This window comes from Niabella ginsenosidivorans (assembly GCF_001654455.1).
Taxonomy (GTDB): domain Bacteria; phylum Bacteroidota; class Bacteroidia; order Chitinophagales; family Chitinophagaceae; genus Niabella; species Niabella ginsenosidivorans.
On record NZ_CP015772.1, the window covers coordinates 138,128 to 150,517 of the forward strand.

A 12,390-nucleotide genomic window follows, 5' to 3' on the forward strand; every position below is an offset into this window, starting at 1 on the left:
GAGCGGTTTCCTTCAACCTGAATGTAGAGAAAGGAAGTATGATTAAGTAAATTTTTGAGTTGAATGGCCCTCTGATCAATAAAATCCTTAAGGAAGTAAGCCTTATTAGTCCTTCATTTTTGAAGGAACGAGTGAGCCGGGAGTGAGATAAAAAATGATCTGTTTAAAATGTGTAAGAGACGGATGCGGAGTGATTGCAAAAGGTAAAAATAACTATTGTTGTATCTGACATCCATTGCTTTGAAGCCTCCGCACAAAAGTGCAGATCATCAGATTTTCCTGTATTTGCCAACGGCAAAATTTAGCGGTATCACTCTGTATATTTATAACCAACGCCTCTTACAGAATGAAAGAATTCCGGGTTACGGCTGTCCTTTTCAAAATACTTCCGGAAGTTTAAAATAAAATTATCAATGGTGCGTGTGGTTGGATAAACGTTATATCCCCAAACGGATTGCAGGATCTTTTCACGCGGTACCACTTCATTTTTGTTTTCAATCAGCAGTTTCAGTAACATCGCTTCTTTTTTGCTCAACTGGATCTTTCCGGCGTATTTGGTCACCGCTTCCTGGGCTTTGAAGTCGATGATATTATCGCCAAACGTATAGGAATTACCAACAGTGCTTTTTTCCTGCAGGCGCTGGTTTTTATTGATGAGCTTCTGGATCCTTAACAACAGCTCTTCCAGGTTGAAGGGTTTGGTGAGATAATCGTCGGCGCCTTTTTTTAACCCCAGCACTTTATCGTTGCTGGTATTTTTTGCGCTAAGCATCAGGATGGGTATTTCTGTATTGGTTAGGCGAATGGTTTCTGCAACGGCAATACCATCCATTTCCGGGAGCATGATATCCAGGATTACCAGATCAAAATACTCATTTTTAATGGCCTCCAATGCCTGAACGCCATCAAAAGCCGATGTAACTGTGTATCCTTCCAGTTCAAGATTTAGTTTTAGTGCTTCATGAAGGTTTTCTTCATCTTCTACCAACAAAATAGTAGCCGTTTTGTCTCCGTTCATAATCTTTATCTTTTGTCCTAACTACTAATATGAAATTTAACCGCAAAAGTACTCCCGTTAGGCTCATGATTTGTCACTGAAATGTCTGCATTATGATCTTTGGCAATTTTATCACATAAATACAGTCCCAGCCCGGTGCCCTGCTTTTTACGGGTAGCTTCATTGCCGATGCGGTAAAATTTCGTAAAGATTTTACGTTTCTCTTCTTCCGGTATGCCGGGGCCTTCATCAGTCACTGAAACAATAACGGATTGGGACTGTTTGGTTAAAGTTACCCTGATCGGGCCTTCTTTGGGGCTGTACTTAATGGCGTTCTCAATAAGATTATTGACCAATATCTGTAATAACAGCGGATCGCCGTTAATGTCTGCATCTTCTTCTATTTGCTTTTGAAAAGCCCGGTCAGGAAAGCGTTTTTCAAATTCTTCCACCCGGTCGGTCAGCAGATCAGAAAGGTCCAGATCTTCTTTATTGATCTTATGGTTGTGGCCTTCCAACTGTGAAGAGATCAGGATGTTGTTGGTCAGGAAGTTGAGCCGGGCTGTTTCTTCCAGCGTCATCAGGATCAGCTTCCGGCGTTTTTCTTCATCGAGGTTGCGTTTTAAAAGCGTTTCCAGGTTCAGCCGGGCAACAGCAATAGGCGTTTTCAACTCATGTGTTACGGCCATTGTAAAATTTTGCTGCTGCTGCTGGAGTTTGGATTGCTGGGTAATATATCGGTATACAAATAGTGCGCCCCACAATATCAGGCCTAAAAAAACGGTTCCTTCTCCGGCGTATTTGAAATGATTGCGCCGGTAGGCCGCTTCAATTTTTGCCAGGCGTGCTTTGTACTCGGCAGTGTGTACGTCTTTTACAGCGGTATTCAGGTGTTCGATCCTGGCCTTATGTAATTCCCGGTTTTGCAGTTCCAGCAAAATGAACAGCCATACCAGTGCGGCCAGTATATAAACGACCAGCAGGTAAAAAATGATTCTTGTTTTTCCGGAACTCCTTTTTAATTTCTGCTCCATATTATTGACCGGTTGCTTTTTCAATACCAATTCCTGCATTTAAAACAAAGGGGAGCGGGTCGTCCTTCATGAGCTGGCTGATCACAAACCGGTACCGGTTCTTTTTTAGAGGAATTGTTCTGTTCAGTTTTATAAAATGATCATACAGGTCATCAATGCCGCGGCCATCCCATTTACCGGAGGCGGATACCAGCGACGCATTTACTGTAAAAGCAGCAATGGTATGGTTGGCGGTATCTTTTACGGTTATTTTTGCTATTATGTTGTTATAAGGATATTGCTCTGTATGGCGGAAGATAAAATAAAGCCCGTAATCCGCCGTGTCTTTAACATCCAGGTCAATAATTGCTGAAAGCCGCTTTCCCCATTTATGATCAGGTATATCTGCCACCCGCTGGTTCACATCTACCTGTTTGCAGGAAGCCAGCCAGCAGATAAGCATAAGAGAAATAAAAAGAATCAGCCTGTTCATCCGGATGCATTTCTGCAAATGTACTATTAAGCCCTTCATTTAAAAATGCCCCGGCAGGATTATTTGTGAAAGGAACGGTAATAACCCCGGATTTTGTAAAGGATTTTTATGGATGAAATCAGAAAGGAGCCATTTAATAAGCTGCCGGTGGAATATTATTCACTCAAACCGGTATTACCAGTAACCCGCGCAGCCACCGGTTTAACTGCTCAAATAAAAAATAAGGTGCTTTTAAAGAACATTCAGTATTTGTTCTTTAGCCTTTTCCAGCTCATCTTTCATCATTACCACCAGCTTTTGGATATCGGAATTATAGGCTTTAGAGCCGGTGGTGTTAATTTCCCTTCCTATTTCCTGGAGCACAAAGGAAAGCTTTTTTCCCTTGATGTCTGAGTCATCATCCATGATCTGCATAAAATAGGAGCAGTGGTTCTTTAACCGTACCATTTCTTCGGTAATATCAATTTTCTCGATATAGTAGATGAGCTCCTGTTCCAGGCGGTTAGGATCAAAATTATCCTTACCCACTTTTTCCTCCAGCAGCTTAACGATACCATCGCGGATCATTTCTTTGCGTGCGGGATCCAGCTTTTCTACCTCTTCCTGCAACAGGGCTATATTGTGCACCCGGCTCCTGATCTCTTCCTCAAGTATACGGCCTTCGTTAACCCGGTGCCCGTTCAGGTCTTCAATAGCTTCCTTTAATAATTCGTTAAAGGCAGCGGCGTCTTCTTCAGAAAGGGTTTCGCTGCTGGGCGTTATCACTTCAGGTAATTTGATCAACGCGCTGAGGATGTTGGAGCTGTCAATTCCAAGTTCTGCAGACAGTGTGGCCAGGGACTGGTAATAAGTTTTTGCAAGATCAGTATTGATCATTACAGGTTTGGAATCGCCGGTTTCTTTTAAATTGATACTGCACTCCACGCTGCCGCGGCTTAAGCCATTGGCCAGGGTTTTCCTTATATCAAACTCTAGTGGTTTTAAGATGGCCGGCAATCTCAATGACAGGTCAAATTGTTTTCCGTTCAGGGATTTTATATCTACCAGGAAGGTTTTTTTGCCAATCGTTTTTTCTGCACGGCCAAAGCCTGTCATTGATTTAAACATATGTTGCTTTTTGTAAAGATAATTATTCGCCGCTGCTATTTAAAAATTAAAAAGAATGATAGGATGGGAGCTTTCCTGGCGTCGCTCATAAAAAAAATCCCTCCGGATAAGAAGGGATTATTTTATAAAGATGGGTTAGTAAGTATGGGAACAAAAATTTCCCACCACAATATTAATTATTATTTTGCCTTTATAAAAATTATTTCGTATAAATTTTATTCACATTTTAAAATGGCTTGTGGATATGTAGCGACCTGTTGAAGAGGTTGCTCGCCTCTTTCTTTACGCTGATATGATTGCTGTTGTAACAGATTGCATTTATTATTCGCCTGAAATATTGATGAATACAGCATTTCAGCGGATGCATGTTTCTGATCGATTGTGTAGTACTAACTATGTTTTATTATTGCAGGATGTATTTTTATTGTGATAACGCTGCTAAGACCTGCTGGGAAAAACTTTTGAAAAACGATCAGAAAAAGAGGGTAAATGTGAAAAACTTTGCACTGTTGCGTTTCAACAACCACTTACGCCTAACTTTGAAAAAAAAGATATGCAGTTCAAAAATCCTGTTCCGCTTACTGAAATAGCCGGTTTAATTGATGCAAGAATTGTTGGTGAAAAGAGCGCATCGGCAGCCGGGATCAACGAAATACATCAGGTGGCCAAAGGGGATCTTGTTTTTGTGGATCATCCTAAATACTATGATGCGGCCATTCAATCAGCGGCAAGTTATATCATCATCAATGCGGAGAAAGAAGTGCCGCAGGGAAAGGCATTGCTGATTGTTGAAGAGCCGTTTGAAGCCTATTTAAAAATAGTAGAAACCTATTACCCGTTTCGGCCTTCCATGGAAATGCTTTCCGAATGCGCAAAAGTGGGAGCCGGTTCTGTAATTATGCCAAATGTTTATTTAGGAAACAGAGTGGTTATTGGTAAGAACTGCGTTATTTATCCCAACGTTACGATAATGGATGACTGCATCATTGGTGATGATGTGGTGATACAAAGCGGCACCGTTATTGGCAGCAATGCATTTTATTATAATAAAAAAACCAACAGGCCGCTTTATTATAAAAGAATGACCAGTTGCGGCACTGTTGAAATAGAAGATGGAGTAGAAATAGGAGCAGGCTGTACTATAGACCGTGGTGTAACCGGGGTTACCCGTATCGGGGCCGGTACAAAAATTGATAACCAGGTGCATATCGGCCATGATACTCTGGTAGGAAAGAACTGTCTTTTTGCCTCCCAGGTAGGTATTGCGGGCGCTACTGTTATTGAAGATGAAGTGATCCTTTGGGGCCAGGTGGGCGTAAGCAAAACTCTTACCATTGGCAGGGGCACAGTAGTGCTTGCAAAGAGCGGTGTACCCTCCTCACTGAAAGCAGACCAGGTTTACTTTGGTATCCCATCTATAAATGCCCAGGAAAAAAGAAGGGAACTGGTATGGATCAAGCGCATACCGGAGCTTTGGGAAAAAGTAAATGCATTGTTAGTCAAAGAGAAATAACTACAAATCGTACAAATTACAAATGCACGCTGTGCTGATAACTGAGCGCTGATCCGGTAGTTACCGGACTGATGGCCGAAATCTGTACCCTGATGGCTGAATTCTGAAATCTCTGGCGTACCTTGCGCGCATGCAGGATTATTTAGCAGGATTGAATGAACGGCAGCGGGAAGCTGTTTTACATATTAACGGGCCTTTGATGATTATTGCGGGCGCAGGAAGCGGAAAAACCAAAGTGCTGACCACCCGCATTGCGCACCTGATGGCCACGGGAGTGGATGCTTTCAACATTCTGGCGCTTACGTTTACGAACAAGGCCGCTCGCGAGATGAAGGAACGCGTAGAGCGTATCCTGGGCAATAATGAAGCACGGAACCTGTATATTGGAACCTTCCACAGTGTTTTTGCCCGTATTCTCCGTGCAGAAGCACATCGCATCGGCTATCCTAACAGTTTTACGATTTATGATACAGACGATGCCAAGAGCGTTGTAAAAACGGTGATCAATGAAATGCAGCTGGATGAAAAACTGTATAAACCCGCCACGGTTTATAACCGGATCTCTTCTGCAAAAAATGCATTGGTAACACCGGCAGAGTATGCCAATGATTATTATATACAGCAGGAAGATATAAGAGGCAACCGGCCGGCCATTGCAAAAATCTATGATGCTTATTGCAAGCGCTGCTTTAAGAATGGTGCCATGGATTTTGACGACCTGCTGCTGAAGTTTTATGAACTGCTGAAAACCTTTCCTGATGTATTGAGCAAGTATCAGCATAAGTTCAGATACATCATGATCGATGAGTACCAGGATACCAACCCGGCGCAATATGAAATTGTAAAGCTGCTGGGCGCCATGAATGAGAATGTGTGTGTGGTGGGCGATGATGCACAGAGCATTTACAGCTTCCGCGGGGCCACGATCCAGAACATCCTTCAGTTCCAGAAAGACTATGACGACGTAAAGGTGGTAAAGCTGGAGCAGAATTACCGCAGTACGCAAAACATTATTCACGTAGCCAATGAGGTGATCCGCAATAATAAAGCACAGATACCAAAAGTGTTATTTACGGAAAATGCCAGCGGCGAAAAGATAAAGATCGTTCGCACTATGACGGACAATGACGAAGGGAAGTTTGTTGCGGATACCATCCAGGAGCAAAAGCTGAGGAATCATTATGCCAATAAGGATTTTGCCATTCTTTACCGTACGAATGCGCAAAGCCGTGCATTTGAAGAATCGCTCAGGCGTATGAATATCCCTTATACCATGTATGGCGGTATCAGTTTTTATCAGCGTAAGGAAATAAAGGATTTTGTTGCCTATTTACGTCTTATCGTTAATAAAAAAGATGAAGAAGCGCTGAAACGGATCATTAATTATCCGGTGCGGGGAATCGGGAAAACAACCATTGATAAGATATTGCTCCAGGCCAACACGCACAATATTACTATGTGGGAAATGCTGGAAAATGCCGACCGGTTCGGATTCCGTGCCGGCACGCTTAACGTGATCCAGGATTTTGTGGTTATGATCCGGAGCTTTACCAGTATGCTGGAAAAACAGAACGCCTATGATGTTGCTTTTCATGTGGGTAAGCAAACCAACCTGGTAAAAGAGCTTTTTAATGATAAGAGCACTGAAGGATTGCAGCGTTATGAGAATATACAGGAATTGCTGAACTCTATTAAAGAATGGGTGGAAAGCCCGGATAACGAGGAAGGGGAAGTGGTGGATAAAAGCCTGGGCGCTTATCTCCAGCAGATCACTTTACTAACGGATGCGGATAATAAGGACCCTGATGCGGATACCGTAAAGCTGATGACCATACATGCAGCAAAGGGACTGGAATTTGCCTGTGTGTTTGCAGCAGGGCTTGAAGAAATGCTGTTTCCGAATGCAATGAGCATTAATACCCGCGAGGAGCTGGAAGAGGAACGCCGCCTGTTTTATGTGGTGGTTACAAGGGCCAAAAAGAAATTGTGGATTACCTATGCGAATACACGGTATAAATTCGGCTCATTGGTACAAAACGAGCCCAGCAGGTTTATTGATGAACTGCCTGCGGATTATGTAGACAGTACGTATGCCGGAGGGGGAACCAAACAAAGCACTTTCGGATTTGGAAGTACCGGCTCTGCTTATGAACGCATGAGTGGCGGCTGGAGCAGTACCGGTTTTGATGCCGGGAAAAAATTCGGCCCTCCGCCGGCTAAAAAAACGACGCCGGAATACCTGAGCCCGAAACCTGAAGCAAAAAAAGTGGCCGATCATACGCCTTCGGCCGATTTCCAGGCCAGTGATGTGAACGATATTGCTGTTGGGCAAAGAGTGGAGCACCAGAAATTTGGCTTTGGAGAAGTGCTGAAACTGGAAGGCAACCAGCACAACAAAATGGCCATCATCCGGTTTGACCAGAATGGCGAAAAGAAAATTCTTTTAAATTATGCACGGTTAAGAATCCTGAACTCTCAGTTATAGCGGCGGTTATTTCTTTTTGTAGGTGATTTTCACGGGAACAACGCCATCATTCAGCATACCGATCTTTCTTGCGGCTTTTTTGCTGAGGTCAATGATCCTTCCCTGAACAAAGGGCCCCCGGTCATTGATGCGCACTTTTACCTTCCGGCCATTTTTTAAATTGGTTACGGTTACTTTTGTTCCTAATGGCAATGTTTTATGCGCAGCAGTCCTTTTTCCCTGTCTGAATATAGCGCCACTTGCGGTTCTCCGCCCTTTGAAACTGTCAGCATAATAGGAGGCATTTCCGGAATCAGTTATTTTCCTGCTGCAGGAAAATAATAGTACCACGGGTAATAGCAAAAAGATCAGATAGCGGGTCATGGCTGCGTTTTCTTGTGGGTATAAGCAAGTTTCAGATAGATCATGGTAAGAGAAAGGCAAAGGATAACGGCATTGGTCAGGATGATCACCCAGTCGCTTTTCAGTGCACCATAAACGATCCACATAGCTTCATTTACGGCAGCAATAATAAACATCATCAGTGAAATGTCCTTAACGGATTTATCCTTTATCGTCTTTATTACCTGGGGTAAAAAAGTAAGTGTGGTAATGGCGCCGGCTACGGCGCCTAAAAGATCAACTCCGTTCATTGTGATTTCAGATTTTGGAATAATAAAATTATTTCTTCCTCTTTATTTTTTTCCTTTCATAATAAGGGCTCAGGTCAATGATCTCTACTTTTCTGAATTCTACCGGGTGCCCCTCACTCTGCAGGGATATATATCCTGACTTCAGCAATTCGCCGTCCTTTTTCACAGCAGCGTCAAAATCAGTAACATTGCTTCCGCCCAACTGTGGTTTTTCATATACCAGCACCGTGTCTCCGTTTACGATCTGTTTTATAACAGAATCGCCCAGCACCAGTACTTCCGCCCTTACCCAAACGTCATTCCGGAATGTTTTTGAATCGGAATTGATACAATGCTGTGTTTGCAGCTTACCATCCATAACAATATTGGTTCCGGGGGTGCAAACATTGCAGGTACTGCGCTCCCCCGTAGAATCGCCGCCTAATAGCTGATCTTCAATAGAAATAGGGAAGTCCTGGTTTTTTAACATGGTTTCCGGCGCCTGGCAGTGCAACATAATACCGCTGTTTTTATAGGCCCAGCCGGGAGCGCCGGGTGTTTGCTTTCCTGTAAAGCGGTATTCCACCGCAAGCAGGTAGTAAGAGAACGGGGTCTTATAAAAAAGGTGACCGAACCGGTCGTCAAATGTTTTATAGTGACCGTAATTGACCTGTATAACACCATTTACTACTCTGAATGTGTTGCCAAAATTATTCCCCAGTTCATAACCTCTTATTTTAGGCGTCCAGCCTTTCAGATCTTTTCCGTTAAATAATTGTACCCATTTACGGGGAATAGGTTCCTGTGCATTGCAAAACCGGCAGGCAATAAGTATAAAAAGAAGAAAAAGGGATCGCATATAAGCTATATTAAATAAAAAGGTATAAAAATATGTATAACATTTAAAGATACTATTTTATTAATACGCTTACAAAACGGCTTTGGAAAAGCCCGAAAAATTATAAACCATTACTATATAAACGATCATTAAGAATGCAGCAGTAAAAACAAAATTTATCCCCATCAGGGAATAACCGTGCAATGCGGATTTATCAATTTATTAAATCTTCCGGAATTAATATTAAAACAATATAGCGGGGATAGGTTTGGGGACAAAACCATCCATAACATGCAAAGCGTTCAGAATTTTACAGCCAAGAACAGGATTTTTATCAATTTCCTGATTGTTTTTACACTGGTAACTGCACTTCCCAGTTTGCTGGTACCAAAGGAATATAGTTTTTACTGGTTGAATTTTTTCCATTGCAGGGAGCTGGATCATTTTTTTATTGCATATACTTATGTTGGCGACGGGCTGTTTTCAATATTGCTTGTATTATTGTTCTTTGTTTTTAAGAAACGCTTGTTGTCATTCCATTTATTGCTGTCATTTCTCTTTTCAGGGATCGTAGCCCAGGTACTGAAAAGCATCGTGCGTTTACCCCGGCCCATGGCCGCATTGGGAACAGGATCCTATCATTATTTTATAGAAGGGGTTACGCATTCCGGATATAACAGCTTCCCCTCCGGTCATACCGCTTCGGCTTTTGCGCTTGCCCTGCTGTGCGGTTTCTATATAAAGGATTTCAGGGTGCAGCTGCTCCTCTTTTTCCTGGCTTGTGTTGTTGGCTACTCCAGGATATATCTTGGTCAACATTTTTTACCTGATGTTTTTGCAGGAATGCTGATCGGATGCGGAACGGCCATTAGTGTACGCCTGTTCATCAAATGCCCGGTATGGATAAGAGAATCTGACCGGCTGACTGAGCAGCTGAATGCAACCGCTTAGTTCTAAAAAACAGTATCTCTTATGGCGTACTACCGGAAGCAGGTATATGGTCTTATTGTTGTGGTAACCCTTTTAAAGTTATTGCTGTCTGCCTTTTTACAACTGGGGAACGATGAAGTATATTACGTTGCCTATGCGCAAAAACTTCAATGGAATTATTTTGATCACCCGCCATTTGTGGCCCTCATCATAAAATTTTTCTCTGCTGGTCTTTTGCTGAAACATGAAGTGTTTCTGAGATTGGGCTTTGTTTGCATTGGCAGCATCAATACCTGGCTGGTATACAGGATTGGAGAAAAATTACAGAGCAGTTATGCGGGCTGGATTGCAGCGCTGCTGTTTACGGCATCTGTTTACGGAAACATAATCAGCGGCTTTATGATTATGCCGGATGCGCCGTTGTTGCTATTTTGGCTGGCCGCGGTATGGACGGCTCTGAACATAAGTAACTGTACCGGTAAATACCGGCAACGCTGCCTGTTGCTATTGTTTGGATTGCTAACCGGCCTGGCCACCATGAGCAAAGCAAGCGGGATGGTATTGTGGGCGGGTATGGGCCTCTATAGCCTGTGCAGTCAAAGATCCTTATTAAAGAATCTTTATTTATATGCCGCGCTGTTAGTAACTATCCTTATGATATTTCCTGCAGTGTTATGGAGCATGCATAATGGAACAGATGGGATTATGTACCAGGCACACCGTGTAGCCATTCACCAGCAGTCATCAATACAAGCAAAGGGTTTTTTGCAGCAGCTGTTTGGAGAGATCGGGTATAACAATCCTGTTTGCTATGCCTTGGGGTGGATGGGGGCCTTCCATTACTGGAAATACCGGTGGCGCCGGAACGAGCAACAATTATTAATTTTCTGTTTTGCACTGCCATTGATATTACTGGTATGGTTTTTTTCCTGGTTCCGGCAAACACTTCCACACTGGACGGGCCCTTCCTATGTGCTCCTGCTATTGTTTGGTGCACTGTTTATTATTTACAGGCAGGTTAATAAAATATGGGCACCGTTAACCTTAAAATGGGCAAATGGCCTAAGCGCCGTTGCTGTAATTGGTATTGCGGCGGCCTCTGTGTTTTTACCTTATACCTTTAATAAAAAGGATCCGTTGCAAACAGGAAAAGGCGATCTGTTGCTGGATTTTACGGGATGGAAACAGTTTGCAAAAGATTTTAGAGCGGTGTATATAAATGATGCTGCAAATGGCGTTATGAAGCCAAACGCATTTATTGTTTCAGACTATTGGTTTCCGGCAGCGCACTTTAACTGGTATCTTGCGGATAAGGATCATTATCCTTTTATGGCAGTAGGTGCTTTGAACAACATTCATCAGTTTGCCTGGTTAAACCAACAGCGACCGGGGCTAACAACCGGTGCGGATGCGTATTATATTACAGTATCCAATTATTACCGGGCACCGGAAAAGGCGCTCACAAATAGCTTTGCAATGACCGGTCCGGCGCTTATCATTCCCCAGTTTCGTATAGGGCAGGTTGTTCGTAATTTTTATATCATCAGATTGCACTATTATAAAGGTAACATCCGGCCATCGGGCATTATTAATTAAATACCGGCTATCTTTTTTCAAATAACCAGGGAAGCCGCCAGCGTTTTTTGATCTTATAATTAGACTCAATGTACTGCCGGATATGGTTCATAGCTTCATCCACGTCATCTGTTAATAAAACAAGATCCATATCTTCTTTTGAAATAGTGCCCTGGTTGGCCATATCTTCAATGGCGGTCATCAGATCCCTGTAGAACTCTTTTCCAAATATGACAATCGGAAACTGGGTAATGGATTTGGTTTGTATCAGGGTAATGGTTTCAAAAAATTCGTCCATAGTTCCAAAACCACCCGGCATAATGATAAATGCGTAGCTGTATTTTATCAGCAGGGTTTTTCTTACAAAAAAAAGATCCAGGGTTACTGCGGTGGTAAGGTACTTATTATAGTGTTGCTCAAACGGCAGTTTAATATTACAGCCTACAGATTCACCTCCCGCTTCAAAAGCGCCTTTGTTGGCGGCCTCCATAATACCGGGACCGCCGCCTGTTAACGTGGTAAAGCCCAGCCCGGCAATTCTTTTGCCAAACTCTTCAGCACTTTTGTAATAAATATGATCTTCCTTAAAACGTGCAGAACCAAATACGGTAATACAGGGCCCCACAAAATGCAGTGTACGGAACCCCTTTAAAAACTGCCACAATACATGAATGGCAAATCCCAGTTCATAAGTCCTGCTCTTAGGCCCGTCAAGATATACCTGCTCTTTTGGAGGAATGATTTGTTCCCTGGGTTTTATCTGCTCTTTTTCGTCCATATTACTGAATAACTAAAGATTGAGTAACGAATATAATTCATAAAATTTTT

General features: G+C 42.8%; 12 protein-coding genes. 4 read left to right on the forward strand and 8 right to left on the reverse strand.

What is annotated here, in order from left to right:
* Window positions 1-310: 310 nt before the first annotated feature.
* The 4 genes from A8C56_RS00585 to A8C56_RS00600 form a co-directional block, all read right to left on the reverse strand.
* A complete protein-coding gene (locus A8C56_RS00585; RefSeq protein ID WP_067750718.1) occupies window positions 311-1,018 on the reverse strand; it encodes a response regulator transcription factor in 708 nt (235 codons plus the stop codon).
* A gap of 17 nt (window positions 1,019-1,035) precedes the next feature.
* A complete protein-coding gene (locus A8C56_RS00590; protein WP_245645701.1) occupies window positions 1,036-2,055 on the reverse strand; it encodes a sensor histidine kinase in 1,020 nt (339 codons plus the stop codon).
* Window positions 2,033-2,503, reverse strand: coding sequence for a gliding motility lipoprotein GldH (locus A8C56_RS00595; protein WP_067761380.1), 471 nt, complete (start codon window positions 2,501-2,503; stop codon window positions 2,033-2,035). Before A8C56_RS00595 ends, A8C56_RS00590 begins: the two co-directional genes overlap by 23 nt.
* 231 nt (window positions 2,504-2,734) lie before the next feature.
* Window positions 2,735-3,610, reverse strand: a complete 876-nt coding sequence (locus A8C56_RS00600; protein ID WP_084489886.1) for a YicC/YloC family endoribonuclease — start codon at window positions 3,608-3,610, stop codon at window positions 2,735-2,737.
* Window positions 3,611-4,163: 553 nt separating this feature from the next.
* Here A8C56_RS00600 and A8C56_RS00615 point away from each other — a divergent pair.
* Both A8C56_RS00615 and A8C56_RS00620 read left to right on the forward strand, forming a co-directional pair.
* Window positions 4,164-5,123 carry a UDP-3-O-(3-hydroxymyristoyl)glucosamine N-acyltransferase gene (locus A8C56_RS00615; protein ID WP_067750729.1) on the forward strand — a complete coding sequence of 320 codons (960 nt, stop codon included), beginning with the start codon at window positions 4,164-4,166 and terminating at the stop codon, window positions 5,121-5,123.
* A gap of 130 nt (window positions 5,124-5,253) precedes the next feature.
* Window positions 5,254-7,608, forward strand: a complete 2,355-nt coding sequence (locus A8C56_RS00620; RefSeq protein WP_067750731.1) for an ATP-dependent helicase — start codon at window positions 5,254-5,256, stop codon at window positions 7,606-7,608.
* 6 nt (window positions 7,609-7,614) lie between these two features.
* Here the strand turns inward: A8C56_RS00620 and A8C56_RS00625 are convergent, their stop codons facing one another.
* Genes A8C56_RS00625 through A8C56_RS00635 form a run of 3 tightly spaced genes read right to left on the reverse strand, consistent with a single transcriptional unit; the run spans window position 7,615 to window position 9,078 of the window.
* Window positions 7,615-7,971 carry a septal ring lytic transglycosylase RlpA family protein gene (locus A8C56_RS00625; protein WP_067750733.1) on the reverse strand — a complete coding sequence of 119 codons (357 nt, stop codon included), beginning with the start codon at window positions 7,969-7,971 and terminating at the stop codon, window positions 7,615-7,617.
* Window positions 7,968-8,240 carry a SemiSWEET family sugar transporter gene (locus tag A8C56_RS00630; RefSeq protein WP_067750735.1) on the reverse strand — a complete coding sequence of 91 codons (273 nt, stop codon included), beginning with the start codon at window positions 8,238-8,240 and terminating at the stop codon, window positions 7,968-7,970. Before A8C56_RS00630 ends, A8C56_RS00625 begins: the two co-directional genes overlap by 4 nt.
* A 28-nt stretch (window positions 8,241-8,268) precedes the next feature.
* Window positions 8,269-9,078, reverse strand: coding sequence for a 3-keto-disaccharide hydrolase (locus tag A8C56_RS00635; protein WP_067750738.1), 810 nt, complete (start codon window positions 9,076-9,078; stop codon window positions 8,269-8,271).
* 270 nt (window positions 9,079-9,348) lie between these two features.
* On the opposite strand from A8C56_RS00635, the gene A8C56_RS00640 reads away from it, so the two are divergent.
* Together A8C56_RS00640 and A8C56_RS00645 are read left to right on the forward strand one after the other, a co-directional pair.
* Complete coding sequence (locus A8C56_RS00640; RefSeq protein WP_157097828.1) at window positions 9,349-10,008, forward strand: phosphatase PAP2 family protein; 660 nt, start codon at window positions 9,349-9,351, stop codon at window positions 10,006-10,008.
* A 21-nt stretch (window positions 10,009-10,029) separates the two neighbouring features.
* The gene (locus tag A8C56_RS00645; RefSeq protein ID WP_067750744.1) at window positions 10,030-11,583 is read left to right on the forward strand and encodes an ArnT family glycosyltransferase; all 1,554 of its coding nucleotides are present in this window, start codon (window positions 10,030-10,032) and stop codon (window positions 11,581-11,583) included.
* 7 nt (window positions 11,584-11,590) lie between these two features.
* Here A8C56_RS00645 and A8C56_RS00650 read toward each other — a convergent pair whose 3' ends face one another.
* Window positions 11,591-12,340, reverse strand: a complete 750-nt coding sequence (locus A8C56_RS00650; protein WP_067750747.1) for an LOG family protein — start codon at window positions 12,338-12,340, stop codon at window positions 11,591-11,593.
* Window positions 12,341-12,390 lie beyond the last annotated feature (50 nt).

Excerpts from the sequence above, each read along its gene's own strand:
- A8C56_RS00585 (WP_067750718.1), bottom strand. The coding sequence starts at position 1,018 with ATGAACGGAGACAAAACGGCTACTATTTTGTTGGTAGAAGATGAAGAA.
- A8C56_RS00595 (WP_067761380.1), bottom strand. The coding sequence starts at position 2,503 with ATGAACAGGCTGATTCTTTTTATTTCTCTTATGCTTATCTGCTGGCTG.
- A8C56_RS00600 (WP_084489886.1), bottom strand. The coding sequence starts at position 3,610 with ATGTTTAAATCAATGACAGGCTTTGGCCGTGCAGAAAAAACGATTGGC.
- A8C56_RS00615 (WP_067750729.1), top strand. The coding sequence starts at position 4,164 with ATGCAGTTCAAAAATCCTGTTCCGCTTACTGAAATAGCCGGTTTAATT.
- A8C56_RS00620 (WP_067750731.1), top strand. The coding sequence starts at position 5,254 with ATGCAGGATTATTTAGCAGGATTGAATGAACGGCAGCGGGAAGCTGTT.
- A8C56_RS00625 (WP_067750733.1), bottom strand. The coding sequence starts at position 7,971 with ATGACCCGCTATCTGATCTTTTTGCTATTACCCGTGGTACTATTATTT.
- A8C56_RS00630 (WP_067750735.1), bottom strand. The coding sequence starts at position 8,240 with ATGAACGGAGTTGATCTTTTAGGCGCCGTAGCCGGCGCCATTACCACA.
- A8C56_RS00635 (WP_067750738.1), bottom strand. The coding sequence starts at position 9,078 with ATGCGATCCCTTTTTCTTCTTTTTATACTTATTGCCTGCCGGTTTTGC.
- A8C56_RS00640 (WP_157097828.1), top strand. The coding sequence starts at position 9,349 with ATGCAAAGCGTTCAGAATTTTACAGCCAAGAACAGGATTTTTATCAAT.
- A8C56_RS00645 (WP_067750744.1), top strand. The coding sequence starts at position 10,030 with ATGGCGTACTACCGGAAGCAGGTATATGGTCTTATTGTTGTGGTAACC.
- A8C56_RS00650 (WP_067750747.1), bottom strand. The coding sequence starts at position 12,340 with ATGGACGAAAAAGAGCAGATAAAACCCAGGGAACAAATCATTCCTCCA.